At 53.4% G+C, this 26,126-nt stretch carries 30 protein-coding genes; 16 read left to right on the top strand and 14 right to left on the bottom strand.

Features of this window, described 5'->3' with window-relative positions; translation table 11 throughout:
- Nucleotides 1-84: 84 nt before the first annotated feature.
- On the bottom strand, nucleotides 85-636 hold the full coding sequence (locus tag ACTJJI_RS05135; protein ID WP_440653309.1) for an NAD(P)H nitroreductase: 552 nt from the start codon (nucleotides 634-636) through the stop codon (nucleotides 85-87).
- Nucleotides 637-803: 167 nt separating this feature from the next.
- Here ACTJJI_RS05135 and sppA point away from each other — a divergent pair, with 167 nt between their 5' ends.
- The 4 genes from sppA (at nucleotide 804) to ACTJJI_RS05115 (ending at nucleotide 5,822) form a co-directional block, all read left to right on the top strand.
- Complete coding sequence (gene sppA / locus ACTJJI_RS05130) at nucleotides 804-2,660, top strand: signal peptide peptidase SppA (RefSeq protein WP_046887837.1); 1,857 nt, start codon at nucleotides 804-806, stop codon at nucleotides 2,658-2,660.
- 65 nt (nucleotides 2,661-2,725) lie between these two features.
- Complete coding sequence (gene ansA, locus ACTJJI_RS05125) at nucleotides 2,726-3,742, top strand: asparaginase (RefSeq protein ID WP_014831510.1); 1,017 nt, start codon at nucleotides 2,726-2,728, stop codon at nucleotides 3,740-3,742.
- Nucleotides 3,743-3,751: 9 nt separating this feature from the next.
- Nucleotides 3,752-4,393 (top strand): bifunctional nicotinamidase/pyrazinamidase, encoded by a 642-nt coding sequence (gene pncA / locus ACTJJI_RS05120; RefSeq protein ID WP_014831509.1) that lies wholly within the window; start codon nucleotides 3,752-3,754, stop codon nucleotides 4,391-4,393.
- Nucleotides 4,394-4,565: 172 nt separating this feature from the next.
- On the top strand, nucleotides 4,566-5,822 hold the full coding sequence (locus ACTJJI_RS05115; protein WP_440653306.1) for a glycoside hydrolase family 18 protein: 1,257 nt from the start codon (nucleotides 4,566-4,568) through the stop codon (nucleotides 5,820-5,822).
- A gap of 494 nt (nucleotides 5,823-6,316) precedes the next feature.
- Here the strand turns inward: ACTJJI_RS05115 and ACTJJI_RS05110 are convergent, their stop codons facing one another.
- Both ACTJJI_RS05110 and msrB read right to left on the bottom strand, forming a co-directional pair.
- Complete coding sequence (locus tag ACTJJI_RS05110) at nucleotides 6,317-6,595, bottom strand: YeaC family protein (RefSeq protein WP_020690335.1); 279 nt, start codon at nucleotides 6,593-6,595, stop codon at nucleotides 6,317-6,319.
- Between the two features lie 41 nt (nucleotides 6,596-6,636).
- The gene (msrB, locus tag ACTJJI_RS05105) at nucleotides 6,637-7,050 is read right to left on the bottom strand and encodes a peptide-methionine (R)-S-oxide reductase MsrB (RefSeq protein WP_013097052.1); all 414 of its coding nucleotides are present in this window, start codon (nucleotides 7,048-7,050) and stop codon (nucleotides 6,637-6,639) included.
- Between the two features lie 341 nt (nucleotides 7,051-7,391).
- Between msrB and gapA the strand changes: the two genes are divergently transcribed.
- Both gapA and ACTJJI_RS05095 read left to right on the top strand, forming a co-directional pair.
- The gene (gene gapA / locus ACTJJI_RS05100; RefSeq protein ID WP_014831506.1) at nucleotides 7,392-8,387 is read left to right on the top strand and encodes a glyceraldehyde-3-phosphate dehydrogenase; all 996 of its coding nucleotides are present in this window, start codon (nucleotides 7,392-7,394) and stop codon (nucleotides 8,385-8,387) included.
- Between the two features lie 74 nt (nucleotides 8,388-8,461).
- On the top strand, nucleotides 8,462-9,346 hold the full coding sequence (locus ACTJJI_RS05095) for a D-hexose-6-phosphate mutarotase (protein ID WP_014831505.1): 885 nt from the start codon (nucleotides 8,462-8,464) through the stop codon (nucleotides 9,344-9,346).
- A gap of 99 nt (nucleotides 9,347-9,445) precedes the next feature.
- Here the strand turns inward: ACTJJI_RS05095 and ACTJJI_RS05090 are convergent, their stop codons facing one another.
- A complete protein-coding gene (locus tag ACTJJI_RS05090) occupies nucleotides 9,446-10,192 on the bottom strand; it encodes a MipA/OmpV family protein (protein ID WP_014831504.1) in 747 nt (248 codons plus the stop codon).
- A 431-nt stretch (nucleotides 10,193-10,623) separates the two neighbouring features.
- On the opposite strand from ACTJJI_RS05090, the gene yeaG reads away from it, so the two are divergent.
- The 3 genes from yeaG (at nucleotide 10,624) to ACTJJI_RS05075 (ending at nucleotide 14,531) form a co-directional block, all read left to right on the top strand.
- Nucleotides 10,624-12,558, top strand: a complete 1,935-nt coding sequence (gene yeaG / locus ACTJJI_RS05085) for a protein kinase YeaG (protein WP_014831503.1) — start codon at nucleotides 10,624-10,626, stop codon at nucleotides 12,556-12,558.
- 74 nt (nucleotides 12,559-12,632) lie between these two features.
- Nucleotides 12,633-13,916, top strand: a complete 1,284-nt coding sequence (locus tag ACTJJI_RS05080) for a YeaH/YhbH family protein (RefSeq protein WP_046888550.1) — start codon at nucleotides 12,633-12,635, stop codon at nucleotides 13,914-13,916.
- Between the two features lie 114 nt (nucleotides 13,917-14,030).
- Nucleotides 14,031-14,531 (top strand): YbaK/prolyl-tRNA synthetase associated domain-containing protein, encoded by a 501-nt coding sequence (locus ACTJJI_RS05075; RefSeq protein WP_014831501.1) that lies wholly within the window; start codon nucleotides 14,031-14,033, stop codon nucleotides 14,529-14,531.
- Nucleotides 14,532-14,552: 21 nt separating this feature from the next.
- On the opposite strand, the gene yoaI is transcribed toward ACTJJI_RS05075, so the two are convergent.
- Entirely contained in the window at nucleotides 14,553-14,657 is a 105-nt protein-coding gene (gene yoaI / locus ACTJJI_RS05070) for a small membrane protein YoaI (RefSeq protein WP_014831500.1), read from the bottom strand.
- A gap of 147 nt (nucleotides 14,658-14,804) precedes the next feature.
- Here yoaI and ACTJJI_RS05065 point away from each other — a divergent pair, with 147 nt between their 5' ends.
- Nucleotides 14,805-15,251 carry a DUF441 domain-containing protein gene (locus ACTJJI_RS05065; RefSeq protein WP_008500737.1) on the top strand — a complete coding sequence of 149 codons (447 nt, stop codon included), beginning with the start codon at nucleotides 14,805-14,807 and terminating at the stop codon, nucleotides 15,249-15,251.
- Here the strand turns inward: ACTJJI_RS05065 and ACTJJI_RS05060 are convergent.
- Complete coding sequence (locus ACTJJI_RS05060) at nucleotides 15,235-16,026, bottom strand: AraC family transcriptional regulator (protein ID WP_046888551.1); 792 nt, start codon at nucleotides 16,024-16,026, stop codon at nucleotides 15,235-15,237. The genes ACTJJI_RS05065 and ACTJJI_RS05060 overlap by 17 nt on opposite strands.
- 99 nt (nucleotides 16,027-16,125) lie before the next feature.
- Here ACTJJI_RS05060 and ACTJJI_RS05055 point away from each other — a divergent pair, with 99 nt between their 5' ends.
- Nucleotides 16,126-17,301: a CynX/NimT family MFS transporter gene (locus tag ACTJJI_RS05055; RefSeq protein ID WP_440653299.1), complete on the top strand. Its 1,176-nt coding sequence runs from the start codon at nucleotides 16,126-16,128 to the stop codon at nucleotides 17,299-17,301.
- A 33-nt stretch (nucleotides 17,302-17,334) separates the two neighbouring features.
- On the opposite strand, the gene ACTJJI_RS05050 is transcribed toward ACTJJI_RS05055, so the two are convergent.
- The gene (locus ACTJJI_RS05050; RefSeq protein WP_014831497.1) at nucleotides 17,335-18,042 is read right to left on the bottom strand and encodes a CTP synthase C-terminal region-related (seleno)protein; all 708 of its coding nucleotides are present in this window, start codon (nucleotides 18,040-18,042) and stop codon (nucleotides 17,335-17,337) included.
- Between the two features lie 101 nt (nucleotides 18,043-18,143).
- On the opposite strand from ACTJJI_RS05050, the gene ACTJJI_RS05045 reads away from it, so the two are divergent.
- The gene (locus ACTJJI_RS05045) at nucleotides 18,144-18,488 is read left to right on the top strand and encodes a DUF488 domain-containing protein (RefSeq protein WP_014831496.1); all 345 of its coding nucleotides are present in this window, start codon (nucleotides 18,144-18,146) and stop codon (nucleotides 18,486-18,488) included.
- Here ACTJJI_RS05045 and ACTJJI_RS05040 read toward each other — a convergent pair whose 3' ends face one another.
- Nucleotides 18,489-18,794 (bottom strand): hypothetical protein, encoded by a 306-nt coding sequence (locus ACTJJI_RS05040; RefSeq protein WP_014831495.1) that lies wholly within the window; start codon nucleotides 18,792-18,794, stop codon nucleotides 18,489-18,491.
- A gap of 80 nt (nucleotides 18,795-18,874) precedes the next feature.
- Complete coding sequence (locus tag ACTJJI_RS05035) at nucleotides 18,875-19,129, bottom strand: putative hemolysin (RefSeq protein WP_014831494.1); 255 nt, start codon at nucleotides 19,127-19,129, stop codon at nucleotides 18,875-18,877.
- A 309-nt stretch (nucleotides 19,130-19,438) separates the two neighbouring features.
- Here ACTJJI_RS05035 and ACTJJI_RS05030 point away from each other — a divergent pair, with 309 nt between their 5' ends.
- From ACTJJI_RS05030 to yoaJ, 3 genes are read left to right on the top strand one after another with little or no spacing between them, the layout of a single operon-like run.
- Nucleotides 19,439-20,467, top strand: coding sequence for a sensor domain-containing diguanylate cyclase (locus ACTJJI_RS05030; RefSeq protein ID WP_440653544.1), 1,029 nt, complete (start codon nucleotides 19,439-19,441; stop codon nucleotides 20,465-20,467).
- 45 nt (nucleotides 20,468-20,512) lie between these two features.
- Nucleotides 20,513-20,611, top strand: coding sequence for a YoaK family small membrane protein (locus tag ACTJJI_RS05025; RefSeq protein WP_014883431.1), 99 nt, complete (start codon nucleotides 20,513-20,515; stop codon nucleotides 20,609-20,611).
- A complete protein-coding gene (gene yoaJ, locus ACTJJI_RS05020; RefSeq protein WP_071841870.1) occupies nucleotides 20,612-20,686 on the top strand; it encodes a protein YoaJ in 75 nt (24 codons plus the stop codon).
- Nucleotides 20,687-20,740: 54 nt separating this feature from the next.
- Here yoaJ and ACTJJI_RS05015 read toward each other — a convergent pair whose 3' ends face one another.
- Both ACTJJI_RS05015 and ACTJJI_RS05010 read right to left on the bottom strand, forming a co-directional pair.
- Entirely contained in the window at nucleotides 20,741-20,989 is a 249-nt protein-coding gene (locus tag ACTJJI_RS05015) for a GlsB/YeaQ/YmgE family stress response membrane protein (protein ID WP_008500746.1), read from the bottom strand.
- A gap of 281 nt (nucleotides 20,990-21,270) precedes the next feature.
- Nucleotides 21,271-22,755 (bottom strand): sensor domain-containing diguanylate cyclase, encoded by a 1,485-nt coding sequence (locus ACTJJI_RS05010; RefSeq protein ID WP_371335885.1) that lies wholly within the window; start codon nucleotides 22,753-22,755, stop codon nucleotides 21,271-21,273.
- Nucleotides 22,756-22,994: 239 nt separating this feature from the next.
- Here ACTJJI_RS05010 and ACTJJI_RS05005 point away from each other — a divergent pair, with 239 nt between their 5' ends.
- A complete protein-coding gene (locus ACTJJI_RS05005; RefSeq protein ID WP_014831491.1) occupies nucleotides 22,995-24,506 on the top strand; it encodes an EAL domain-containing protein in 1,512 nt (503 codons plus the stop codon).
- Here the strand turns inward: ACTJJI_RS05005 and ACTJJI_RS05000 are convergent.
- From ACTJJI_RS05000 to ACTJJI_RS04990, 3 genes are all read right to left on the bottom strand, one after another.
- A complete protein-coding gene (locus ACTJJI_RS05000; RefSeq protein ID WP_440653294.1) occupies nucleotides 24,503-25,198 on the bottom strand; it encodes a hypothetical protein in 696 nt (231 codons plus the stop codon). The two genes, ACTJJI_RS05005 and ACTJJI_RS05000, sit on opposite strands and share 4 nt — an antisense overlap.
- 241 nt (nucleotides 25,199-25,439) lie before the next feature.
- Nucleotides 25,440-25,685 carry a YmjA family protein gene (locus tag ACTJJI_RS04995; protein WP_046888554.1) on the bottom strand — a complete coding sequence of 82 codons (246 nt, stop codon included), beginning with the start codon at nucleotides 25,683-25,685 and terminating at the stop codon, nucleotides 25,440-25,442.
- Nucleotides 25,686-25,761: 76 nt separating this feature from the next.
- Entirely contained in the window at nucleotides 25,762-26,109 is a 348-nt protein-coding gene (locus tag ACTJJI_RS04990; protein ID WP_014831489.1) for a DUF1304 domain-containing protein, read from the bottom strand.
- Nucleotides 26,110-26,126 lie beyond the last annotated feature (17 nt).

The raw sequence follows: 26,126 nt of genomic DNA, 5'->3' as shown, positions 1-26,126 counted from the left end.
TAGCGCTCATTCCTTAAAGAGGTAAGTATGACTGTCTGAATTCTGCGGCAGATGCTCAGAATCCAGACAGTTTAGCGCGCGTTATCAGAAACGGCTGACGAAAGGCGTAGTGTCCGGCACGCTAATGGTGCTGGAGGCTTTAAGCTGAGGGGTGCCGAGATAGAGGAAACCGACGATTTTATCATGCTCGCCGCAGTTGAGTCCGTAGCGCACCGCCGGGCTTTCAGTCAGTGGCCCGGTACGCCAGATACCGTTGAAACCTTGTGCAACAGCGGCCATCTGCATCGCCATCACCGCGCATCCCGCCGACATCTCCTGCTCCCATACCGGCACTTTATGCTCCGCCTGACACTTCGCCACGACGGCGATGATCATCGGTGCACGGAACGGCGCGTTACGGGCTTTATCGATCCCTTTCTCATCCTGACCGGCGGCAACCGCCCCCTGCTCCAGCAGTTGGCTGAAGCGCTCGCGGCCTTCACCCTCAATAATAAAGAAGTGCCACGGCTGAAGTGTGCCATGATCCGGCGCACGCATACCGGCACGCAGAATGTTCTCCAGCTGCTCACCCGCTGGCGCAGGATCCGCCAGACGTGACGCGCTACGGCGGTTAACAAGCAGTTCAAGTGCGTCCATTGGTTAACTCCTTTCTTGAAATTTACTCACAAAATTAACACGACGGCAGATTTTGTTACAGCCTGGCAGGCGATTCCTGCTGACAAGTGGCGGTTGGGTCATTACGATAACCCAACATTACCGTCCAGTGGCGACGGAAACAGTCATTTTCTGGTTAGGGAGAATACATGCGAACCCTTTGGCGAATCTTTGCCGGTTTCTTTAAATGGACGTGGCGACTGCTCAATTTCGTCCGCAACCTGGTGATGAACCTCTTTTTCATCCTCCTGGTGCTGGTTTGCGCGGGCATCTGGATGCACATCAGTAACGCAAACCAGTCGCAACATTCGACGCGCGGGGCGCTGCTTCTCGATATCACAGGCGTGATTGTCGATAAGCCCTCCACCAGCAATCGTCTGGGGGTGATTGGTCGTCAGCTGTTCGGCGCCACCTCAGACCGTCTGCAGGAAAACTCCCTGTTCGATATCGTCGATACCATTCGTCAGGCGAAAGATGACCGTAACATTACGGGTATCGTACTGGATCTGAAAGATTTTGCCGGGGCCGACCAGCCTTCCATGCAGTACATTGGCAAAGCGCTGCGCGAATTCCGTGACAGCGGTAAACCGGTGATCGCGGTAGGCGACAGCTACAGCCAGGGGCAATATTATCTGGCGAGCTTTGCCAATAAAATCTGGCTTTCACCTCAGGGTACGGTCGACCTGCACGGCTTTGCCACGAACGGGCTTTACTACAAATCGCTGCTCGACAAGCTGAAGGTCACCACCCACGTGTTCCGCGTCGGTACGTATAAATCTGCCGTTGAGCCATTTATCCGTGATGACATGTCCCCGGCCGCCCGTGAAGCGGACAGCCGCTGGATTGGTGAACTGTGGCAGAACTACCTGACCACGGTTGCCAGTAACCGTCAGATTACCCCTGCACAGGTCTTCCCTGGTGCTCAGGGCGTGCTGGACGGCTTGCGCAAGGTTGACGGCGATACCGCGAAATATGCGCTTGATAACAAGCTGGTCGATGCCCTGGGAACCAGCGCGGAGATCGAAAAGTCCCTGAGCAAACAGTTCGGCTGGAGCAAAGAGGATAAAAATTACAGCGCGATCAGCATGTACGATTACGCGGCGAAAAAACCGGATGAGAGCGGTGACAGCGTTGCCGTCGTCTTCGCCAATGGCGCAATCATGGACGGTCAGGAGACGCCGGGGAACGTTGGCGGTGATACCACCGCGTCGCAGATCCGCGATGCGCGTCTTGACCCGAAAGTGAAAGCGATTGTGCTGCGCGTGAACAGCCCGGGGGGCAGCGTCAGCGCCTCTGAAGTGATCCGCGCCGAGCTGGCTGCAGCGCGTGCAGCAGGTAAACCGGTGGTGGTTTCCATGGGCGGCATGGCGGCTTCCGGCGGTTACTGGATCTCAACCCCGGCTAACTACATCGTCGCTAACCCAAGCACCCTGACCGGGTCAATTGGCATCTTCGGGGTGATCAACACGGTAGAGAACAGCCTGGACTATCTGGGGGTGCATACGGATGGCGTTGCCACTTCGCCGCTGGCGGATGTGTCGGTAACCAAATCCCTGCCACCTGAAGTGTCCGAGATGATGCAGCTCAGCATTGAGAATGGCTACAAGCGCTTTATCACGCTGGTCGCTGACTCGCGTAAGAAGACGCCGCAGCAGATCGACGAAATCGCTCAGGGCCACGTCTGGACGGGGCAGGATGCGAAGAGCAACGGCCTGGTCGACAGCCTGGGTGACTTTGATGACGCGGTGAAGAAAGCCGCCGAACTGGCGAAGCTCAAACAGTGGCATGTTGAATACTATCAGGATGAGCCATCGTTCTTCGATATGGTCATGGACAGCATGTCCGTCTCCGTGCGCGCCATGCTGCCGGACGCGCTGCAGGCTTATCTGCCAGCGCCTGTCGCCACGGCCGCGAAAGCGATGAAAGCGGAAGGCGACAAGCTCGCGGCGTTTAATGATCCACAAAGTCGTTATGCGTTTTGCCTGACCTGCGCAAACGTACGTTAAAACCCGTCCCCTCTTCCGTTGAAGAGGGGATTTTTTTCTTTTGAAGAACAAGAAATCTCACTACCATGCAGAAGAAATCGATTTATGTAGCCTACACTGGCGGTACCATCGGGATGCAGCGCTCTGAAAACGGCTATATTCCTGTGTCCGGCCACCTTCAACGTCAGCTTGCCCTGATGCCGGAATTCCACCGCCCGGAAATGCCTGACTTTACCATCCACGAGTACGAGCCGCTGATGGACTCCTCCGACATGACGCCGGAAGACTGGCAGCATATCGCGGATGACATTAAAGCCCATTACGACCAGTACGACGGCTTTGTGATCCTGCATGGTACCGACACCATGGCCTTTACCGCCTCGGCGCTCTCCTTCATGCTGGAAAACCTGAGCAAACCGGTGATTGTCACCGGCTCGCAAATTCCGCTGGCGGAACTGCGCTCTGATGGACAGATTAACCTGCTTAACTCCCTCTACGTGGCGGCGAACTACCCGATTAACGAGGTCTCGCTGTTCTTCAACAACCGTCTGTATCGTGGCAACCGTACCACCAAAGCGCACGCCGATGGGTTTGATGCCTTCGCCTCACCAAACCTACAACCGCTGCTGGAAGCGGGTATTCATATTCGTCGTCTGGGCACGCCGCCTGCGCCGAATACCTCAGGCGAGCTGATCGTTCACCCGATCACCCCGCAGCCGATCGGTGTGGTAACCATTTATCCGGGCATCTCTGCTGATGTGGTACGTAACTTCCTGCGCCAGCCGGTAAAAGCGCTGATTTTGCGCTCCTACGGCGTGGGTAACGCGCCGCAGAACGGCGAATTCCTGAAAGAGCTGCAGGAAGCGAGCGAGCGCGGAATTGTGGTGGTTAACCTGACGCAATGTATGTCCGGCAAGGTCAACATGGGTGGCTATGCCACCGGTAATGCCCTGGCGCATGCGGGGGTGATCAGCGGATTCGATATGACCGTCGAGGCCACACTGACTAAACTTCATTATTTACTGAGTCAGGATCTGGACATCCAGTCCATTCGCCGCGCCATGATGCAAAACCTGCGCGGCGAACTGACCCCGGACGAATAAGGAGGCCTCATGAAGCAACGCGCCCTGTTACTGGTCGATTTGCAAAATGATTTCTGCGCGGGCGGCGCACTGGCCGTCGCAGAAGGTGACAGCACGGTCGACGTGGCCAATATCCTGATTGACTGGTGTCAATCGCGCGGTGAAGCGGTTGTCGCAAGCCAGGACTGGCACCCGGCGAATCACGGCAGTTTTGCCAGCCAGCACGGCGTTGAACCCTTTAGTCAGGGTGAGCTCGACGGTCTGGCGCAAACCTTCTGGCCCGATCACTGCGTGCAGCAAACGGAAGGCGCCGCGCTGCATCCGCTGCTGAATCAGAAAGCCATCGACGCGGTGTTTCATAAAGGCGAAAACCCGGCTATTGACAGCTACAGCGCCTTTTTCGATAACGGACATCGCCAGAAAACGGCGCTGGACGCGTGGTTACGTCACCACGAAATCACCGAGCTGATTGTGCTGGGGCTGGCAACCGACTACTGCGTGAAGTTTACCGTGCTGGACGCGCTCCAGTTGGGTTATACGGTCAGCGTCATCACCGACGGCTGTCGCGGGGTGAACATTCAACCGCAGGACAGCGCGCAGGCGTTTATGGATATGGCCGCTGAAGGCGCAACGCTCTATACGCTGGCAGACTGGCTGGAGACGCAAGCATAGTCTTTTATGCCGGGTAAGGCGAAGCCGCCACCCGGCATTTCCACTCCGATCCCCATAAAGTGAACTCCCTCGCATCACCAGCGAAGCGGCAATGCTATGCTTTTCAGGCTGTTTTTTTCGCCACGCTTTTTCTGTGGCGTGGTTATTTTTATTCTGTCAAAGAGGAACTTGTATGAAACGTTTGCCATTGCTGGCAGCATTACCCCTGCTTTGCGCGTCAGTTGCTTATGCCGCCCCCCTGATGTCCGTGGGCTACTTTAACGGCGGTGGAGATGTGACCGCCGGCCCCGGCGGCGATATCAATACGCTTGATGTCCGCCAGATCACCCACCTGAACTATTCGTTTGGTCTTATCTACAATGATGAAAAAGACGAAACCAACGCCGCCCTGAAAGTTCCGGCGAAGCGGCATCAGATCTGGTTATCGCCGAAAGTGGCGTCCGACCTGGCGCTTATCCCTCAGCTTCGTAAACAAAACCCGAATTTAAACGTTCTGCTTTCCGTCGGCGGCTGGGGTGCCCGCGGCTTCTCAGGCGCAGCCGCCACCAGAGAGAGCCGCGCGGTGTTTATCCGCTCGGCGCAGGAGATTGTTGAGAAATACGGTCTGGACGGGATCGACCTTGACTGGGAATACCCGGTAAACGGCGCATGGGGACTGGTTGCAAGCACGCCTGCTGACCGGGATAATTTTACTGCCCTGTTGAAAGAGCTGCGCACCGCCTTCGGGCAGAAAAAACTGGTCACGATTGCGGTTGGAGCCAATGCGGAAAGTCCGAAAAGCTGGGTCGATGTGAAAGCCATCGCCCCCCTGCTCGACTATATCAACCTGATGACCTACGACATGGCGTACGGTACTCAGTATTTTAACGCAAACCTGTATGACTCCAGCGCCTGGCCGACCGTGGCGGCCGCAGATAAATACAGCGTCGATTTTGTGGTGAACAATTATCTGGCCGCTGGCCTGAAGCCACAGCAGATGAACCTCGGGATTGGTTTCTATGGCCGCGTGCCAAAACGAGCTGTGGAACCGGGCATTGACTGGAGCAAGCCCGATGCGCAAAACAATCCGGTTACGCTGCCTTACTTCGGCCCTCAGGAGATCGGGTTGTTCAAATCACTCGGTTATGACCTGACCAAAGATACCTACGTGAAGTACAACGATATTGTGAAGAAGCTGCTTAACGACCCGCAAAAGCGCTTTACCGAACACTGGGACGACCAGGCGAAAGTGCCGTGGCTTTCCGTGAAGGGCGCCGACGGGAAGGATCTGTTTGCCCTCTCGTATGAGAATCCGCGTTCCGTTGCCATCAAAGCGGACTATATCAAAGAGAAAGGTCTGGCAGGCGCAATGTTCTGGGAGTATGGGGCGGATGATAACAACCAGTTAGCGAAGCAGCTGGCGGAGTCGCTCGGGATCCCGCACAAGTAGTGAGGCAATCAACCCTCTCCCACCGGGCTGAGGGTTCCCCACAAAATAATGCCTGCACGGAGGACGCCCTCTCCCTTGAGGGAGAGGGCTGGGGTGAGGGGGAACATATGGCTGTAGAGGTCATTCCGTTCACATTACGTTCCTTGCTGCTCTGTAACAACATGACCCGTGAACGTGCCAGGGCGGCTCAGTCGCCACCCCCCTGGCAACCCGGGCTCCCGGCGGTAAATCGCCGCTTCGCGGTGCCTTCGGCTTATTCCTTCCGGCTTATCGGGGACGGGCGGAGGTAACGTCCCTGTAAAGCCGCCCTCTCGGCGCATCCATGCGCCTCGCCCCGGCCTGCAGGAAACGCCTCAGCGATTTACAGCCGGACCAGGGCGTCGCTGTAAATCATTCATTTTCCTGAAACAACTTTCGTCGCTTTCGGTAAAAAAATTACTGGGGATCCCTCAACCCACCGGGAGAGGGTTGAGTAAGGGCATCAACCCGCACCGTTATTGCATTTTCATTGTCGCAATCGGCTTGGGCGTGATACCAAACTCTTCTTTCAGCTCACGCTTGCTCTTCATCACCATCTGGCCGTTGGTATCGATTGTCATGTGCTGCGCATCGGTGTTATTGCGCGCCTGCCACAGCATCACCAGCTGCAGGCTGTTCTCTTTTTGCTCCGGGGTTAAGGCAACGCCATCAGGCCATTTCCCCAGCTCAACGGCAGTGACCAGACGCTGATAAACCTCGGGCGTCATACCGTTAATCATGTCATCAATATTCACGATCTCTCCCTTTCAAAGGAATAATTTGCTGAATCGTTTTTTCAACCTTTGATCTGGTCGCCGTTTTCATCGTCGCTGAAGCTCAGAGAGGCTGAGTTTACGCAGAAACGCTCGCCCGTTGGCTGAGGGCCGTCCGGGAAGACATGCCCCAGGTGCGCATCGCAGTTGCCGCAGCGAATTTCGGTACGGACCATCCCGTGCGAGGAGTCAGTCAGGTAGCGGATCGCGTCATCGCTCACCGGCTCGTAAAAGCTCGGCCAGCCGCAGCCAGAATCGTATTTCGTTTGTGAGTTGAACAGGGGGGCATCACAGACCAGGCAATGGTACACGCCATCGCGTTTGTTATGCAGCAAACGCCCGGTGAATGGCGGCTCCGTGCCGTGATTCTGCGTCACGTAAAATTGCATTTCTGTGAGGTTTTTTTTCAAATCGTCAGGGTTACGTTGGTTCGACATACGCTTACATCTCGCTGTAGAAACAGACATCTTTTAACCCGGATTCTAACAAAACATTAACACCCTTGCGTGCACTTTTGTTCTAAACTTATGTGTCGCGAAAAGGCGGTCAGGCAATTGTGATCATGTTCACATATTTATCCTGCGAGGCCTTTAAAATTCCGGGCGCAGCCCCCATGTGGTTGCTAGCTCAAAGGGAAAGTGAGGCGAGTCAGTCGCACAAACGTTAGTCACAGGATTGATTTGTCGCAATGATTGACACGATTCCGCTTGACGCTGCGTAAGGTTTTTGTAATTTTACAGGCAACCTTTTATTCACTAACAAATAGCTGGTGGAATATATGACTATCAAAGTAGGTATCAACGGTTTTGGCCGTATCGGCCGTATTGTTTTCCGTGCTGCTCAGAAACGTTCTGACATCGAAATCGTTGGTATCAACGATCTCCTGGACGCTGAATACATGGCGTACATGCTGAAGTACGACTCAACTCACGGTCGTTTCGACGGCACCGTTGAAGTGAAAGACGGCCACCTGGTTGTTAATGGCAAAACCATCCGCGTTACTGCTGAGAAAGACCCAGCTAACCTGAAATGGAACGAAATCGGTGTTGACGTTGTTGCTGAAGCAACCGGTATCTTCCTGACCGACGAAACTGCGCGTAAACACATCACCGCGGGTGCGAAAAAAGTTGTTCTGACTGGTCCTTCTAAAGACAACACCCCAATGTTCGTTCGTGGTGCTAACTTCGAAACTTACGCTGGCCAGGATATCGTTTCTAACGCATCCTGCACCACCAACTGCCTGGCACCGCTGGCTAAAGTTATCAACGACAACTTCGGCATCATCGAAGGTCTGATGACTACCGTTCACGCGACCACCGCTACTCAGAAAACCGTTGACGGCCCGTCTCACAAAGACTGGCGTGGCGGCCGTGGCGCGGCTCAGAACATCATCCCATCCTCTACCGGTGCTGCTAAAGCTGTAGGTAAAGTACTGCCAGAACTGAATGGCAAACTGACTGGTATGGCGTTCCGCGTTCCAACTCCTAACGTATCCGTAGTTGACCTGACCGTTCGTCTGGAAAAAGCTGCTTCTTACGAAGAAATTAAGAAAGCAATCAAAGCTGCTTCCGAAGGCGCAATGAAAGGCGTTCTGGGTTACACCGAAGATGACGTTGTATCTACCGATTTCAACGGCGAAGTATGCACTTCCGTGTTCGATGCTAAAGCGGGTATCGCACTGAACGACAACTTCGTTAAACTGGTATCCTGGTACGACAACGAAACCGGCTACTCTAACAAAGTACTGGACCTGATCGCTCACATCTCCAAATAAACTGGAATGAGTGCTTGATCCAAAAAGGCGACTTCGGTCGCCTTTTTTATTGTTTTAAGACAGAGGATTGCTTAATGACTCATAAAATTTTTGCACTTCCGGTAGTCGAACAACTTACCCCTGTGCTCTCCCGTCGCCAGATTGATGGTGCTGATGTTATTGTCGTTGACCACCCGCGTGTTAAGGCCTCCGTTGCGCTGAACGGCGCTCACCTGCTCTCCTGGAAACCGGAAGGTGAAACGGAAGTGCTGTGGCTGAGCGATGCGACCTCTTTCAAAAAAGGGGCGGCGATCCGCGGCGGCGTGCCGATCTGCTGGCCGTGGTTTGGCCCGTCAGCGCAGCCGGGTCTGCCTTCTCATGGTTTTGCCCGCAACCAGCAGTGGACCCTGAAAGCGCATAACGAAGATGATAACGGTGCCGTGCTGACCTTTGAGCTGCAAGCCAATGACGAGACCCGAGCGCTGTGGCCACACGAATTCACTCTGTACGCCCGCTTTAAGCTGGGGAAAACCTGCGAAATTGAGCTGGAAGCGCACGGCGAGTTTGAAACCACGTCCGCCCTGCACTCCTATTTCAACGTGGGTGACATCAGCGCCGTTAACGTCAGCGGCCTTGGCGATACCTATATCGACAAAGTGGACAACGCCAAAGAAGGGAAACTCAGCGACGGCGTACAGACCTTCCCTGACCGCACCGACCGCGTATACCTGCATCCGGAAGCGTGCAACGTGATCCACGACAGTGCCCTCAACCGTGGCATCGAAGTGGTTCACCATCATCACAGCAACGTGGTGGGCTGGAACCCTGGCCCGGCGCTCTCTGTAAGCATGGCGGACGTGCCTGACGACGGTTACAAAACGTTTGTCTGCGTCGAGACCGCCTGTGTAACAACACCGCAAAAAGCCAGCGAAGAAAAACCGTCTCGCTTAGGGCAGACTATTCGCATTGTGAAGCGCTAAAGGCTTCGACACGGTGTTGTGTTTTACTGCACCAAAGCAATGCAAACGGGGCGCAAGCGCCCCGTTATAATGCAAAGAATGCACTGATTTAATGCACAATCAGAACTTGTAGGTCACACCGACAGAGAAAATGCCCGCCCAGGACTTGTCGACCATCGGGCTGTCTTTCACTTCGTCGCTCAGACGCTCGTAACGGCCAGTACCGTATACGTTCCAGTCCCCGAGGAAGTTGTAGCTCGCGGTTAGCTCCAGGTACGGATCCCAGCCATCATCGGCGCTGTAGCTCTTCAGACCGCTACGACGGGACTCATTCTTAGAGACGCCATAGTAGTAGTCGTTGTAGTTCTCACTGTTGTACTGCACACCGATACCTGGCGTCAGCGTTAACGCACCGTTGGTGTAGCGATAGAGCCAGGCCAGATCCCAGATAAAGCCGTTGCTGTTATCCAGCGTGTCTCCCGCCAGCGCGGTACGCAGGAAACCATACTCGGTGTTATGCACATAAGAGAGACCCGCCATCATGGTGCTCTTACGCTTGTCGAGCTGACGCAGGGCGTGGCTGTCGCTATCACCGGGTTTGAAGTGCGTCGGATCGTAGTAAGCCATAATAGAGAGCTTATCTGCCGTATCGTTCCACAGATAGTAGCCGCCGCCCAGGCCGCGGAACCAGAAGTTATCGCCTTCATAGGTGACAACCGGAACGGGATAAACATCACGATCATACTGTTTGTACGGGCTGTTAATGACACCCACGCCCGCACCAACCGTCCACTGGCTTTCCGCCTGTGCGGTGCTAACTGCGGTCGCGGCGAGTACGCCCAATGCCAGAAGTTTGAGTTTGGTCACAATCCATTCTTTCCTGTAGTCAAATAATCAGCGGGTGAAGTGTAACCGCCAGACCCGTACTTCCTCAAATTTTTTGCCTGCTAATCAGTTTGATTAACCCGTTATTTTTCATTTTTCAGATGACAGGTCGTTTTCATTTATGTGACCACAGGGTGAAAAATGCCCTTATGACTTATAACGACAATGGAAATTTTTGGATGAGTTATTGATATGTCATTGAAATTAGATTTTATCAGCATGCAAGTTTTGCAAATGCCATCTACGCTTTAATTTAAGAAGAGTTTTCCTGAACGCCCCGCGGTACTTAGCGTCTGACCTGGCACACAGGTTGCTGCTCTGGCAGTGAGGTGCGAGAGATTCTCTTCCGGGAGCCTCCACTACTCATACGAACGGCTCTTATCCTGTGCTAAAAAACGAAAGGACGGCATGCCATGAATATATTCGATCACTATCGCCAGCGCTATGAAGCTGCCAAGGACGAAGAGTTCACACTGCAGGAGTTTCTTACCATCTGTCGGCAAGATCGCAGTGCCTATGCCAACGCGGCAGAACGGCTATTGATGGCTATTGGTGAGCCAAACATGGTTGATACTGCCCAGGAACCACGGCTTTCCCGTCTCTTTTCGAATCGGGTGGTCGCCCGATACCCGGCGTTTGAAGAGTTCTATGGCATGGAAGATGCCATCGAGCAAATCGTCTCCTACCTGAAACATGCTGCTCAGGGTCTGGAAGAGAAGAAACAGATCCTCTATTTACTCGGCCCGGTGGGTGGCGGTAAATCGTCACTGGCTGAACGGCTGAAATCGCTGATGCAGCGCGTGCCTATCTATGTACTGAGTGCCAACGGTGAACGCAGCCCGGTGAACGACCATCCGCTGTGCCTGTTTAACCCGCAGGAAGATGCACAAATTCTGGATAAAGAGTATGGCATTCCGCGTCGTTATCTCGGCACCATCATGTCGCCATGGGCGGCGAAACGCCTGCATGAGTTTGGCGGTGACATCACCAAATTCCGTGTTGTGAAAGTGTGGCCATCCATACTGGAACAGATCGCTATTGCCAAAACGGAACCGGGTGATGAGAACAACCAGGACATCTCGGCACTGGTCGGTAAAGTCGATATCCGTAAGCTGGAAAACTACGCCCAGAATGACCCGGATGCCTACGGCTACTCCGGTGCACTGTGCCGGGCAAACCAGGGGATTATGGAGTTCGTCGAGATGTTTAAAGCACCTATTAAAGTGCTGCATCCGCTGCTGACGGCCACCCAGGAAGGGAACTACAACGGGACGGAAGGTATCTCTGCCCTGCCTTTCAACGGCATCATCCTGGCGCACTCAAACGAATCCGAGTGGGTCTCCTTCCGTAATAATAAAAACAATGAGGCGTTCCTTGACCGTGTGTACATCGTCAAAGTGCCTTATTGCCTGCGGATCTCCGAAGAGATCAAAATTTACGAAAAACTGCTTAACCACAGTGAGCTGGTGCATGCGCCATGCGCGCCGGGCACTCTGGAAACGCTGTCGCGCTTCTCCATCCTGTCACGTCTGAAAGAGCCGGAAAACTCCAGCATCTACTCGAAAATGCGAGTGTATGACGGTGAGAGCCTCAAAGATACCGACCCGAAAGCGAAGTCGTATCAGGAGTACCGTGACTACGCGGGTGTCGACGAGGGCATGAACGGTCTGTCCACGCGTTTCGCATTTAAGATCCTCTCCCGCGTGTTTAACTTCGACCATGCGGAAGTGGCAGCCAACCCGGTTCATCTGTTCTACGTGCTGGAGCAGCAGATCGAACGCGAGCAGTTCCCGCAGGAGCAGGCTGAACGTTATCTTGAGTTCCTGAAAGGTTATCTGATCCCGAAATATGCCGAGTTCATTGGCAAAGAGATCCAGACGGCCTACCTGGAATCCTATTCAGAATACGGCCAGAACATCTTTGACCGTTACGTCACCTACGCTGACTTCTGGATCCAGGATCAGGAGTACCGCGACCCGGATACCGGGCAGCTGTTTGACCGTGAATCCCTGAATGCGGAGCTGGAAAAAATTGAGAAGCCTGCCGGGATCAGCAACCCGAAAGACTTCCGTAATGAGATTGTGAACTTTGTACTGCGTGCGAGAGCGCATAACAACGGTCGTAATCCGAACTGGACCAGCTACGAGAAACTGCGCACGGTCATCGAGAAGAAAATGTTCTCCAATACCGAAGAGCTGTTACCGGTGATTTCGTTTAACACCAAAACCTCAACTGACGAGCAGAAGAAACACGACGATTTTGTCGACCGTATGATGGAAAAAGGCTATACCCGCAAACAGGTTCGTTTGCTGTGCGAATGGTATCTGCGCGTACGGAAATCGTCTTAAAACAAGTGCCCGGTGTCGCTTAACGTTCACCGGGCCAACAAAATGCAAGTTGGCAAATGCAGTACGGGGGGCATATGACCTGGTTTATTGACCGGCGTCTGAACGGCAAAAACAAGAGCACGGTGAACCGCCAGCGCTTCTTGCGCCGTTATAAAGCGCAAATTAAACAGTCGATCTCCGAGGCCATCAACAAACGCTCGGTGACCGACGTCGACAGCGGCGAGTCTGTCTCCATCCCCACCGATGACATCAGCGAACCGATGTTTCATCAGGGGCGTGGCGGGCTGCGCCATCGCGTCCACCCAGGTAATGACCACTTCGTTCAGAACGACAGAATCGAGCGTCCACAAGGGGGTGGCGGCGGTTCAGGAAGCGGTCAGGGACAGGCCAGTCAGGACGGTGAAGGTCAGGATGAGTTCGTCTTCCAGATCTCGAAAGATGAGTATCTCGACCTGCTCTTTGAAGATTTGGCGCTGCCTAATCTGAAAAAGAATCAGCACCGTCAGCTTAACGAATACAAAACCCATCGCGCCGGCTATACCGCGAACGGCGTACCGGCCAATATCAGCGTCGTACGTTCGCTGCAAAACTCGCTGGCGCGGCGCACGGCCATGACGGCAGGTAAACGGCGTGAACTGCGCGAGCTGGAGAGCAGCCTGAAGGTCGTGGAAAATACCGAACCGGCGCAACTGCTGGAAGAGGAGCGCCTGCGTAAAGAGATTGCTGAGCTGAGGGCGAAGATCGAGCGGGTACCGTTTATCGATACCTTCGACCTGCGCTATAAAAACTACGAAAAACGGCCGGAGCCTTCGAGCCAGGCTGTCATGTTCTGTCTGATGGACGTCTCCGGTTCAATGGACCAGGCCACTAAGGATATGGCGAAGCGTTTTTACATTCTGCTCTATCTGTTCCTGAGCAGAACATACAAAAACGTAGAAGTGGTCTACATTCGCCACCACACCCAGGCTAAAGAGGTGGATGAACATGAGTTCTTCTACTCGCAGGAGACCGGTGGCACCATCGTGTCTAGCGCCCTGAAGCTCATGGATGAGGTAGTGAAAGAGCGTTACGATCCGGCGCAGTGGAACATCTATGCTGCGCAGGCGTCCGATGGTGATAACTGGGCGGATGACTCGCCGTTGTGTCACGACATTCTGGCGAAAAAAATTCTGCCGGTGGTGCGTTACTACAGCTATATCGAAATCACGCGTCGTGCCCACCAGACGCTGTGGCGTGAATATGAACATCTGCAATCGATGTTCGATAACTTCGCCATGCAGCACATCCGTGACCAGGATGATATCTATCCGGTGTTCCGGGAACTGTTCCACAAGCAATCGGCCACCAGCAACGCCTGACCCCACAGCCAGCGACACGCTGGCTGTTTTCTTCCCCCTTCGTTCATCCCCTTCGCGAAAGGATCTGTGCTACTGTTGGACACTGCGTATTGGCAGATAACAGGTACACTCACTATGTCTGATGATGTTAAGGGTACGGCTACCCACCAGCAACTCATTACGCTGTTAACCCAGCAAGGTGCGCGGTTTCGTGTGATGGAGCACGAGGCCGTGGGGAAATGTGAAGCGGTGAGCGAAATCCGTGGAACCGATCTCGGGCAAGGCGCAAAAGCGCTGGTCTGCAAAGTGAAGGGAAACGGTGTAAAAAAACACGTTCTGGCGATCCTGGCCGCTGACCAGCAGGCCGACCTGAGCCAGCTTGCCAGCCATTTCGGCGGGTTAAAAGCCTCTCTCGCCAGCCCGGCCGAAGTCGATAACCTGACGGCCTGCGTGTTTGGCGCTATCCCGCCGTTCAGCTTCCATCCCGATCTGACCCTGGTCGCCGACCCGCTCCTCTTCGAGCGTTTTGACGAAATCGCCTTCAACGCCGGTCTGCTGGAAAAATCCGTGATTATGGATACCCAGGATTACCTTCGCATTGCCCGTCCCGAACTGGTGGCGTTCCGTAAGGCATGAGCGTGATGGCTGACGCCTCTGTCAGCCTCTCTTTTCCAGAAACAGAATCGACGCGATCAGAATAACGGCAATAGCGAAAAACGATGAGGAGATAATCAGCGTTTCAACAAACATGTGATCGTTCATCTTAGCAACCCTTTGCGATGCCTGATGCCGTTTTATCCCCTGCAAATGACACGGATATGACAGTGACACGTATTTTTTTTAAAACACTGTCGTCAGCCGTTTTTCCGCGTAAAGTAAGCAGGCTTACTATTCTGGCAAGGACTCCTCATGTTTGATCCTACTCTGCTCATTCTTCTGGCACTCGCTGCACTCGGCTTTATCAGCCACAACACCACCGTCGCCATCTCGATTCTGGTGTTAATCATTGTGCGCGTAACGCCGTTAAACACTTTTTTCCCGTGGATAGAAAAACAAGGCCTCACGATCGGGATAATCATTCTGACCATTGGGGTAATGGCCCCTATTGCCAGCGGCACGCTTCCGGCTTCAACGCTGCTGCACTCGTTTGTGAACTGGAAATCGCTGGTGGCTATCGCGGTGGGGATTTTCGTGTCATGGCTGGGTGGTCGTGGCGTCACGTTGATGAGCAGCCAGCCCTCCCTGGTGGCTGGTCTGCTGGTGGGAACGGTGCTTGGCGTGGCGCTCTTTCGCGGCGTTCCGGTGGGCCCGTTGATTGCCGCCGGGCTGGTTTCGCTGTTTATTGGGAAGTCGTAGTCAGGCTGGCAATATAGCGTGCGGGCGTTTGCCCCAGCCCCTTTTTAAACATCGTAATAAAGGCAGTGGTGGAGTCATAACCGAGTGACTGTGCCACCTGCTGAACTGACTTCCCGCCAATCAGCAGCTGCAACGCCACAATCAACTGCAGCTGATGACGCCAGCGGCGAAAGCTTAAGCCCGTCTCTTTGACCACCAGCCGTGCCAGGTTGCGCTCGCTCATGGCAAAGTGGCGCGCCCATTGCGCCAGCGTCTGCCACGCGGCGGGCTCTTCCGCCATCTTTTCGCTCATCAACCGAATTTTTGGATGAGGGGAAACGGGCAGCTGTAAATGCTCCTGACGCTGGAGCGGCAGTTCATCAAACAGCACATCCACCAGACGCAAGGTGGTGGCAAGCGGCAGTTGCTCACGTGTTTTCCCCGCCAGCGACAGAATCAGCTCCCGCACCAGCGGCGATATTTTCAGGGTACAGCACCGGTCTGGCAGACTGACGGCGCCAGGTTCAATAAACAAAAAACAGAGCTGGGCACCTGGCGTCGCTTTGTTGCTGTGGGGCATCTGCCCAGGGATCCACACGGCATACTGGGGCGGTACCATCAGCATGGCATTTTCTACCTCACAGGTGATTGCGCCACCCAGCGCCAGAATCAGCTGCCCTTTGCGGTGCTGGTGCCGCGGAATATGTTGTTCCTGCGCCACCACGCGGATGCGAAAGGCGACCGCCGCATCGAATTGGCTATCGGGATCGTAGCCGTCCAGTCCCAGACCGATCATCAGGTTGTCCGATATTAGCGATAAACTGTCATTTTAGCCTGATTTCAACCGCGACGAAAATCGGTATTGTGTGCGCTCGCCTGAACGTATGAGAACACAATGACTACTGCTACTCGCAACGGCGCGCTGCTGATCGCAGGCATCCTGATGATTGCCACGACGCTTCGCGTCACCTTTACCGGAGCAGCGCCGCTGCTCGACACTATTCGCCTTGAATATGGATTAACCACCGCGCAGACCGGTCTATTAACCACCCTGCCGCTGTTAGCGTTTGCCCTTATCTCGCCGCTCGCCGCGGGCGTAGCGCGGCGTATCGGCATGGAGCGCAGCCTGTTTATTGCCCTGCTGCTGATATGCGCCGGCATTGTCGTGCGCTCCCTGCCCTCCGCAGCCCTGCTGTTTACCGGCACGGCGGTGATCGGCTGTGGTATCGCGCTCGGGAATGTGCTGTTACCTGGATTAATCAAACGTGATTTCCCCGGCCAGGTTGCCCGACTTACCGGAGCCTATTCCCTGACGATGGGGGTTTCGGCGGCGTGCGGTTCGGCGCTGATTGTACCGCTTGCCCAGGGCGCGGCAGGCTGGCAGGGCGCACTGCTGATGCTGATGATCTTTCCCCTGCTGGCGCTGCTGCTCTGGCTACCGCAGTGGCGGCAGAAACAGGTCGCCACGGTGACCGGCGCCGGGGCGCTACACAACCGCGCCATCTGGCGCTCTGCCCTCGCCTGGCAGGTAACGCTCTTTCTCGGCATCAACTCGCTGATTTACTACGTCATCATCGGCTGGTTGCCCGCGATATTACTCAGCCACGGCTACAGCGAAGCGCAGGCAGGCTCCGTGCACGGGCTGTTACAGCTGGCGACTGCCATTCCGGGCCTTGCCGTGCCGCTGATCCTGCATCGTCTGAACGATCAGCGCGGGATTGCCGGCGCAGTAGCGCTGATGTGTGCAGTCAGTGCGGCAGGTTTCTGGTTTGCGCCGGATTGGGCGGTCGTGTGGACGCTGGTGTTTGGCTTTGGCACCGGAGCAACGATGATCCTCGGTCTGACGTTCATCGGCCTGCGCGCCAGCTCTGCCCATCAGGCGGCGGCGCTGTCCGGTATGGCGCAGTCAATTGGTTATCTGCTGGCAGCCTGCGGGCCCCCGCTGATGGGGAAAGTTCACGATACCGCCGGTGACTGGCAGATCCCGCTTCTGGCCTGCGCGCTGGCCTCGGTGGTAATGGCCATCTGCGGCATGCTTGCCGGGCGTGACCGGGAGATCACGCCCCGTTAAAAAAAGAGGCAGACCTGATGGTCTGCCGTTTTCTTACCCACGCGCCGCACGCAGCATCGCCTGTACCAGCACTACCGGACGCCCCGCCAGCGCAGCACGCTCGTGCTGGAATAACGTAATCACGAAGAACGGATGGGTGACCAGCTCTGCGGCACGGATTTCCCCCTGCTCGTCCCAGCCCGTCACGCGCATATCACCGCTCTCCAGCTCCTGCGCAAATTCCGGCGATACGCCGTAGTTGCAGTGATATCCCTCTTCAATTTCCGGCTTGCCGTAGGCTTTCGCAATCAGCGTGTTGTTACGCAGCTCAATCGCATCGGTTTTTTCCACCAGCGAGCAGGTCAGCGGCGCAATCACCATCGAGCCTTCGGTGTCCGTTTCGGCGTGCGCTGCATCGCTCCAGCCGAGCACGTTACGTGCGTACTCAATTAGCGCATGCTGGAAACCACCGCAGGTGCCGAGGAACGGAATGCTGTTTTCACGCGCATAGCGTGCGGCGATAAAAGCGGCTTCGGTATTTTTGTAGGGGCTTGCAGGAACCAGCCAGATGGCATCGTAACCCACCAGATCTTCAGGACTGGTCAGCTCCGTCGTCGCAAGCCAGTCATAATCAGCGGTGAGATCCAGCACTGCAGCAGCATCATCAATGGCCAGCGGGATCGCCTGGTGCGCAATCACATCGGGATTGTAATCGCCAACCAGCGCAATGCGCAGCGTCGTTTTAACGGGGAGGTGTTCCATGAAAGGTTCCTTATGCCAGAGTATTATCAGATAACATAAGGAACCTCAGACTACCGATCTTCTGCAATAATCACAATACCTTAAATTGGGAGGGTGAAATGATGATTCAATGCAAGCGCGTCTATGAACAGGCTGCCCCCGAGGATGGTTATCGGGTGCTGGTGGACAGGCTGTGGCCGCGGGGGGTGAAAAAAGCAGACCTCGTGCACGATGAATGGTGCAAAGCGCTTACGCCTTCAGACGGATTGCGCAAGGCTTTCCATAGCGAAACCATTGATTTCACCACCTTCAGCCAGGCGTATCGGGAAGAGCTGGCACAACATAAAGACGAGGGATTGCGTCTGGCGACGCTGGCAAAACAGCAGACCTTAACCCTTCTCTACGGCGCAAAAAATACCGAACAGAATCACGCTAAGGTCCTGGCAGACTGGCTGCGCCATCTGTAATTAGTCGATCGTTAACTCATCCACAATGTGAGGCGCCTCATCCGGAGTGAGCGGCAGTAAATGTTCAGCGCGCACAAATGCAAAACCGTGCTGATTATCGAAGGCGTAGACATCGCCCGTCACCAGCCAGAGCGCGCGATCCGCTGTAGCAGGTAGCTGCGTCATTACGCCATTGACCGGGTTAACAAAACGCTGGCCGGGCTGGCAAAGGCCAAACAACTCGACTGATTTACCCACATTGCGACGGCCAGAGGCCGTGCGGGCACCAATGATCAACGCCATGCTGCCCGGTTTAAGCTGAAACATACTTCTCTCACGATAAAGATGGCCAGAAACTGGCTAAGAATAATCCTAAAGAGAAGTGTATCGCAATAACTGCGCCGCTGTCACCTGGCGGGTTGCGGGTGATCGCGACGATAGAGCTCCCATTCGTCAATCACTTCGCCACCGGGTAATTTGCACTCGGTGCGCACGCCCTGCGGGCTCTGGATTGGGATCTGCTCTCCGCCTTTTTCCAGACAATAGACCGAGGCAGGGTTAGCCATTCCAGCAATGTGCGGCGGTTGCGGGGCATCCGGTGGAGGCGTTTGTGTGGTGCAGGCGGCCAGTGGTAACGCCAGGGCCAAAAGCAGAAATCTCATCGTGTTGATCCTTTTCACATCATCAGATCTTAAGGGTAACGGGTCGCCGCCGCTTTCTCCATGATTTCTCCATTTTAACTGCACTTTTCAACACTATAGTGAGGCGTGTTCTCGATATGACCAGAGAACATCATTCCGTAATCAAGATGTCTTTGCCCCGTTCTCAACAACGGGGCTTTTTTTTCCCCGCTGCCTGTCCCCGCTGAATATGTAAAATTTTTACCATTCATGTTTTACTATGGCTGAAGCCGAAATTTTCAGCATAACATGCAGATGCAGACGTCTTCTGTATGGGAGTCTAACTACGTCATGTCGGATATTATCCTTGCCCGAGTTTCAGAAACTCTCTCCACTGAGCAAACCCTTGAAAGTCTCGTTCGACGGCTGCTGGAGATGCTGGAACTGGTGACCGAAATGGAGTCGACCTACCTGACGAAGGTCGATCTCAATGCGCGCCTGCAGCATATTTTATATGCCCGGAACAGTAAGCAGATGCAGATCCCGGAGGGACTGAGCGTTCCCTGGGGCGACACGCTGTGCAAACGTGCGCTGGACAGTGACACGCTTTTCAGTAACGCGGTGCCCGAGCGCTGGGCAGATTGCGACGCCGCGAAAGCACTCGGCATTACCACTTACGTGAGCGTACCAGTGCAGCTTGCTGATGGTTCCCTTTACGGTACGCTCTGCGCAACCAGCACGCAAAAGAAGCAGCTTAGCGAACGCGGTGAACAGGTTCTGAAACTGTTTGCCGGATTGATTGCCCAGTCCATTCAGAAAGAGTCGCTGGTTTCCCAGCTTCGTGAAGCGAATGCGGCACTCATCGCCTATTCCTACACCGATGCCCTCACCGGTTTACCCAACCGCCGCGCCATCTTTAAAGATCTCAACACCCTGTTCTCCCTGGGCCGCCACCTTAAGCGCAACGTGATTATCGCCTTTATCGATCTGGATGATTTTAAACTGATTAACGACCGGTACGGGCATGAAACAGGCGATCAATTCCTGATTGAAGTGGGCAAGCGCCTGTCAGAAGAAAAAACCGATGACGAAATTATCGGCCGGCTGGGCGGCGATGAGTTTTTGGTAGCCTGCCTGAGTCAGACAGAAAATCAGGCTGATCACACCCAGATTAACCAGCTTAAAACGCGCCTTCGGGCCCGCATCGCCGGCTACTACGGGCTGGACAGTGTGAACATTGTTTACCCCGGTGCAAGTCTGGGAATTATCGACGTCGATCCTGCCGGGACGGATGAGGACAGCGCGTTACGCGCCGCGGATGTCGCGATGTATCAGGATAAAAAGGGAAAAAGCAAAACCCGCTTTCTCGATCTGGATTAACCCCGTACACTCTACGGCATTCTGAAAACCAAAACAGGTGATGGCATGAGAATAGGGATCCTCTTCCCGGTCGTTATTTTTATAACGGCGGTGGTTTTTTTAGCATGGTTTTTTGTCGGTGGTTACGCGGCGCCAGGGGCATAAATGAGAAAAACAACACTCATTATGCTGATTGTCGCCATCGTTGCTGTCGCTGGAACGCAATTTGGCTGGTGGTAACACCGCAACGTAAAAAGGCCGCCATCTGGCAGCCTTTTTTAACGCTTATCAGATTTAGCTTTTGATTTTTCTGTAGATAAACAGAACAACCAGCGCACCGATCACCGCGACAGCAAAACTGCCGAAGTTGAAGCCATCGACCTTGCCGAACCCGAACAACGTACTGATCCAGCCGCCGACTACCGCGCCGACAATACCCAGTATCACGGTGACGATAAAACCACCGCCATCTTTGCCCGGCATGATCCACTTCGCCAGAATACCCGCAATAAGCCCAAAGATAATCCAGGATAAAATTCCCATAACTTTCCTCTCTGTATGGTTTTTGTCATTAAATCAACGACACAAAAAGGATAGCACAGGATCCGGGAAAGGAAATTTGTGATTAGTATCACAGCGAGAGAGTGCGCATTTATTCTCCAGAAGCGCGCCACATGAAATGTGGGGTTGCATCTTAAGTTGAGAAAGATTATCTTTCTCAACACTGAATAGTTGAGTTAAACACTCAGGTATTCAATACGACATTGCTCACATTGCTTCCAGTATTTTTTGCCCACTTTTGAGTGGGCTTTTTTTTTGCCCGCTTAGACGGCAACAAAAGCGTGCCGGTTTCGCCCTGCACGTTTTGCCTGATAGAGCGCCTGGTCCGCTGCAATAATGATGTTTTGCTGGCTGCCAGCAATGTCCACGGCACGTGCGGTTGACACCCCAACACTGACGGTCACCCGTCCAAAGGGACTAAAAGCATGCTCAATGTCCAGTGAGAAAACGTTGCCGATCATCGTCTGAGCCAGGCGGATCGCTTCCTGAATATCGGTGTCAGGCAATATCAGCGCAAACTCTTCTCCGCCATAGCGCGCCACCAGCTGGTTGTCCCGGGTGAGGCTCTCACGCAGACTATTCCCCAGCAGGGTCAGACAGCGGTCCCCTTCCGGATGGCCGTAGTTATCATTGTATTTTTTGAAATAATCGACATCCACAATGAGGACGGAAATCGGCGTGTCGTTAGCCGCACACGCGGCGATTTCTGAGAGAATTTTTTCATCAAACGTGCGGCGGTTGTAAAGCCCGGTCAGCGCATCTTCTGACGCAATGATCTTAAGCTCTTTGTTATCCCGGGTTTTTCTGGACAGATCCGAATAGAGGAAATAAGAGGCCACGATAAGCGCCACGGTAAAAATAAGAATGAGGACGGCCAACTGCACGGCCTGTTTACGCCAGGGGGAAAGAGCCTCTTCTTTACTGACTGCCACCGTGGTGACCAGCCCGTATCGTTTGTTTTTTTCAAAAGCAAAAATACGTTCGACTTTGTCAAACCGCGAAACGGAACTGGCGATCCCTGAATTTTGTACCTTGAGGTACTTTCTGAAAAGTGGCGAATCAGAAACGATCGCACCAATGTAGTTATTTTTAAAAGGATAGCGAACCAGCAATACGCCAGATTGTGTTGTCAGGCCAATCACACCGGAATGGCCAATATCAATCTGCCCGTAGAGGGCCAGAAAATTTTCGATTCCCAGCGTCACGACGACAACGCCGTTAAAGTCTCCGGTATGCGTTTCTAACCGTCGACTGATCGTAATCACCCATTTACCATTCGTCCTGCTCACCACTGGCTGGCCGATAAAGATCTGCTGATTTTTATTTTCCTTGTGATAGATAAAAAACGATCTGTCAGCCCCTTTTCGTGGCCCGGAAAAATTTCCATACAATGCCGTAAAGATATCTCCATGGACATTGTAGATAACCACATTATTAATCTGGGTAAGCAGATTATCCTGGTTTTCTATTATCCGCTGAATATGGGTCGCCTGCTGCGGGGTCATACCATATATGTCGATCACGTCTGAAATGGTGGTGATAAGCATTTCGCTTTGACGCATGATCCCCTCAGTGTAGACATCTAAGGTATGACTCAGGTTAGCAACGCCGGTATTAATTTGCTGAATTGACTGCTGTCTGGACGTGGTAATTTGGACGGCAAGCGACAGCGAGATGATCAATGAGACAATGATGACGGTAATGGTTGTTGTGTAAAAAGTATTTTTCACATGCACGAGCTTTTCCACCTTATCACGCCTGACGTCCCTGGCTGACAACTCTTGCCACTCTAACAAAGGTCAGGTTAAGAGGAAAATAAATTGCACTTAAGCGTGCGACAGGGAACGGTTATTATTTTATTTATCTAAAATTTGCGTCAGGTACTATTACAGCGATCTACTGAAGGCTGCCATCACACGCGGGCTTGTACGCTGCCCTGCCTGTGTTAAGATTCACCCCATCAGGGAGCTGACAGGATAACCGGAAAATGAAAAAGATCATTGCCGTTGCTATCATATCAACGATTCTGGTCATTCTGTCTCTTTATGCAGTGAATGCGGTTATCGTCAGCCAGCAGCGGGATAAACAGCGTGAAGTCGCCCATACGCTTTTGCACTATTCCGAAGGATTGTCCGAAAGCGTCGCCCTTGCGCTTAAAAATGTTACGGCGCAAGGCTGTGATGAAACCAGCCTTGATGGCTATCGAAAGATTAAACTCGATAGCCCCTATTTTGCCGATATCGGTTTTGTTGAAAACGGCAAAGTTGCCTGTACTGCCTTTTGGGGAAAACTTGCCACTCCCGTCCCCGTTCCGGCAGAACTTCATAAAACGCCACGAGGGTTCCTGCTGGCGCAGTTTTCGAAAAAAGATTTTTTCACCGGCAACGCAGCCATTTATAATAATGTTATTATTTTCACCTCCCGTTATGCCTACGACAAATTTACACCGGTTACGGCAAACTACTCCCTGAGTGCGACGACCAAAGATTTCGGGCGAACATTTTTCCTGGTCACACCTGAATCCGTAAAACAGAACTGGTTGCATTCAACACTCTTTACCTTAACCCTCACACAGTGCAGTGCCCGTTGGGATTTATGTGTCATTGTGAAGCATCACGATGCGGGCCTGGCCTCGTTACCCATCGTGGTGTTTATTCTTCTGACGGCCATTTTGTCGTTTATCTGGACGGCGATAACGCTGTTTTTCATGCGTATTTACGAAGATCGCTTTTCTCTGGAGCGAACGCTGGTTAAAGCGGTAAAAACCAATACCATCAGCGTCAATTACCAGCCGATTATACGTATTGAGGATCACAAAATTGTTGGTGTTGAAGTGCTGTCGAGATGGCGTGATTACAATCAGGCAGATGTCTCCCCGGAATTGTTTATCCCTTTAATTAAGAAAATAGGTCTGTACCGGCAGTATTATATTAATATCATTGCAAAATCACTGTCTGAAATCGCGCCGCTTGCCATTAAACATCAGCTAATGATCTCCCTTAACGTGGGGCGAACAGAGATTGAAGATGGCCTGTTTATTCAGGTATTGCGTCGTGAATGCTCACGGAATAATATCCCGCTGTCTTTAATAAAAGTTGAGCTTTCAGAAAAAGCAGTGTCCAGTGCGGATATTCTGGAAGGATTTTGCCTTGAGCTTAAGTCCCTGGGCGTGAGGATCTCGATAGACGATTTTGGGGTACAAAACTCAAATCTGGACAGGCTCTCCCTGCTGGAATATGACGAGATTAAAATCGACAAGTCACTGGTTGACGGTATCACTGAACATTATAAGCAGAATATTTTTGCGATTTTTTGCGATGCCCTCGCCCGACTGAATAAAACGCTTGTTTTTGAAGGGGTGGAGAGCGAAACACAATATCGCTTTATTGCGGACAGGTATCCGGACGCCCTGATTCAGGGGTGGTATTTCTCAAAATCACTCGCCCGGAGTGAGCTGGCCAAAAAACTGACATGTACCGTACGGCAACCTGAGCCTTAGGATGCAATCATACCCGGCGTGACCGGTGTGGAGTACGTCCAGTTATAATTGACCAGCCGGAGATCAAGAGAGCCGCAGACGTCGCCAAAGCGCAGCGATTGCCGTGCCCGGAAAAATGCCCTCAGGGGCTCTGGCATATAATCAGCCTGATAGCGTAGCAGTGTGGTATGCCAGAAAGGCGCGGGTAGCGGTGTCTTATCATGACGTAACCGCAGTTCATCTTGCCAGTGCGTTGTTAACAGCGTTTCGCAAAATGCCTTTCGTTGTGCCGGGGCGGGAGAATCGGGTAGTCCGGCAAGAAGAAGCTGGCCCGGCAACGCCACCAGCCGGAGCGCTCTGATGGTGATGACCTGCCCCGCAAACGGTGACCACGCGTCGAGGAGCTGATGCGTTTTCACCGGCAAACGTGCGTTCTTCTCATAAAGAGGCAACGTCAACGGAACAAAGGTAAAATGGAAACCCGGGCGCGGCTGGAGATCGGCCAGCGGATCCTGACAGGTAAGCGACTCCAGTTCCCGGAATAAAACATCAACAGACTCTGCGATTTCCGGCTGGAACCCCGTCGCCAGTGCGAAACTGCCCGACGCGTAACAGGGAGCTCTTCGCGAACCGATACCGTCCTGCGTTTCCCACATCGCCAGCGTTTTGGCGTTGGTTTCAAGGTAAAGTCTTTCCAGATCGGGGTTTTCCATTTATCACCCAAAACATATTCGTCACAATCAGACGGTAGATTACCGTGAAATACACTTTTATTGGGTCAACACTGTGAAAATGCCCTTTTTGTTTCCCCTGGTACTCTTTTGCCTGGTGTTTATTTTTGCCCTGTTTATCGGTAAACCCTCTTCACCTGGGTTGCGAAAAAAATGCATGTGGTCCGATAGCGTAATGCTGAGCTGTCTGGCAAAGCATCAGCATATCGGAGTCTGAAGCGGGCTACTCGTTGCCCCATTGATTGAGAAAGTTCGCAATATCATCGATGCGTGCCGCGCGGATCCCGGCTTCACTGGCCATCTCCTGCTGGGCTTCCTCGCTGATCTCCTCGTTGTTGCTTAAACGAGTGAGGAGCAGCTGGAAATAGTGCGCCAGCGCGTCATGCTCTGACTCACTGACTGGCTCCGCGGTTTCCGTCGAATACTCATCGACGATGTCATAATATTTAAGCGGGATATCGTTGTTCATAAACAGTCTCTTGTCTGCCATTTAGCGGGTGATGCACCGAGTATATCGGACGCGTCACGTTGACCATAGTGTTGGCTCAGACAAGCATCGCAAGTAAGGCAGCGAGCGCCGGTATAGCCTGAACATACAGGATTTTTCGACTGGCAGTCGCTGCCCCAAACATTCCGGCAATGAACACGCAGCTCAGGAAAAAGACGGTCACATGGACGCCGCGTTCACCGAGCCAGAGTCCCCAGAGCAGCCCCGCCGCCAGAAAACCGTTATACAGCCCCTGATTCGCGGCCAGTACGCGGGTTTCACGCGCAAAGTCGGGGGTTAGATTAAAGGCCTTTTGACCTGTTTTTGTGTTCCACAGGAACATCTCCAGCACCAGAATATAGAGATGGATTAACGCAACAATAACGATCAGTGTAGTTGCTAACATTGGGCAGTCTCTTACAG

This window comes from Enterobacter sp. 22466, from assembly GCF_052044775.1.
Classification (GTDB): domain Bacteria; phylum Pseudomonadota; class Gammaproteobacteria; order Enterobacterales; family Enterobacteriaceae; genus Enterobacter; species Enterobacter dissolvens.
The sequence above is the reverse complement of the archived record's forward strand: the minus strand, read 5'-3'. Positions and strand labels throughout refer to the sequence as shown.

Bases quoted from the DNA above. Each gene is read 5' to 3' on its own strand.
- ACTJJI_RS05135 (WP_440653309.1), bottom strand. From the start codon at position 636: ATGGACGCACTTGAACTGCTTGTTAACCGCCGTAGCGCGTCACGTCTG.
- sppA (WP_046887837.1), top strand. From the start codon at position 804: ATGCGAACCCTTTGGCGAATCTTTGCCGGTTTCTTTAAATGGACGTGG.
- ansA (WP_014831510.1), top strand. From the start codon at position 2,726: ATGCAGAAGAAATCGATTTATGTAGCCTACACTGGCGGTACCATCGGG.
- pncA (WP_014831509.1), top strand. From the start codon at position 3,752: ATGAAGCAACGCGCCCTGTTACTGGTCGATTTGCAAAATGATTTCTGC.
- ACTJJI_RS05115 (WP_440653306.1), top strand. From the start codon at position 4,566: ATGAAACGTTTGCCATTGCTGGCAGCATTACCCCTGCTTTGCGCGTCA.
- msrB (WP_013097052.1), bottom strand. From the start codon at position 7,050: ATGTCGAACCAACGTAACCCTGACGATTTGAAAAAAAACCTCACAGAA.
- gapA (WP_014831506.1), top strand. From the start codon at position 7,392: ATGACTATCAAAGTAGGTATCAACGGTTTTGGCCGTATCGGCCGTATT.
- ACTJJI_RS05095 (WP_014831505.1), top strand. From the start codon at position 8,462: ATGACTCATAAAATTTTTGCACTTCCGGTAGTCGAACAACTTACCCCT.
- yeaG (WP_014831503.1), top strand. From the start codon at position 10,624: ATGAATATATTCGATCACTATCGCCAGCGCTATGAAGCTGCCAAGGAC.
- ACTJJI_RS05080 (WP_046888550.1), top strand. From the start codon at position 12,633: ATGACCTGGTTTATTGACCGGCGTCTGAACGGCAAAAACAAGAGCACG.
- ACTJJI_RS05075 (WP_014831501.1), top strand. From the start codon at position 14,031: ATGTCTGATGATGTTAAGGGTACGGCTACCCACCAGCAACTCATTACG.
- yoaI (WP_014831500.1), bottom strand. From the start codon at position 14,657: ATGAACGATCACATGTTTGTTGAAACGCTGATTATCTCCTCATCGTTT.
- ACTJJI_RS05065 (WP_008500737.1), top strand. From the start codon at position 14,805: ATGTTTGATCCTACTCTGCTCATTCTTCTGGCACTCGCTGCACTCGGC.
- ACTJJI_RS05060 (WP_046888551.1), bottom strand. From the start codon at position 16,026: ATGATCGGTCTGGGACTGGACGGCTACGATCCCGATAGCCAATTCGAT.
- ACTJJI_RS05055 (WP_440653299.1), top strand. From the start codon at position 16,126: ATGACTACTGCTACTCGCAACGGCGCGCTGCTGATCGCAGGCATCCTG.
- ACTJJI_RS05050 (WP_014831497.1), bottom strand. From the start codon at position 18,042: ATGGAACACCTCCCCGTTAAAACGACGCTGCGCATTGCGCTGGTTGGC.
- ACTJJI_RS05045 (WP_014831496.1), top strand. From the start codon at position 18,144: ATGATTCAATGCAAGCGCGTCTATGAACAGGCTGCCCCCGAGGATGGT.
- ACTJJI_RS05040 (WP_014831495.1), bottom strand. From the start codon at position 18,794: ATGTTTCAGCTTAAACCGGGCAGCATGGCGTTGATCATTGGTGCCCGC.
- ACTJJI_RS05035 (WP_014831494.1), bottom strand. From the start codon at position 19,129: ATGAGATTTCTGCTTTTGGCCCTGGCGTTACCACTGGCCGCCTGCACC.
- ACTJJI_RS05030 (WP_440653544.1), top strand. From the start codon at position 19,439: ATGTCGGATATTATCCTTGCCCGAGTTTCAGAAACTCTCTCCACTGAG.
- ACTJJI_RS05025 (WP_014883431.1), top strand. From the start codon at position 20,513: ATGAGAATAGGGATCCTCTTCCCGGTCGTTATTTTTATAACGGCGGTG.
- ACTJJI_RS05015 (WP_008500746.1), bottom strand. From the start codon at position 20,989: ATGGGAATTTTATCCTGGATTATCTTTGGGCTTATTGCGGGTATTCTG.
- ACTJJI_RS05005 (WP_014831491.1), top strand. From the start codon at position 22,995: ATGAAAAAGATCATTGCCGTTGCTATCATATCAACGATTCTGGTCATT.
- ACTJJI_RS05000 (WP_440653294.1), bottom strand. From the start codon at position 25,198: ATGGAAAACCCCGATCTGGAAAGACTTTACCTTGAAACCAACGCCAAA.
- ACTJJI_RS04995 (WP_046888554.1), bottom strand. From the start codon at position 25,685: ATGAACAACGATATCCCGCTTAAATATTATGACATCGTCGATGAGTAT.
- ACTJJI_RS04990 (WP_014831489.1), bottom strand. From the start codon at position 26,109: ATGTTAGCAACTACACTGATCGTTATTGTTGCGTTAATCCATCTCTAT.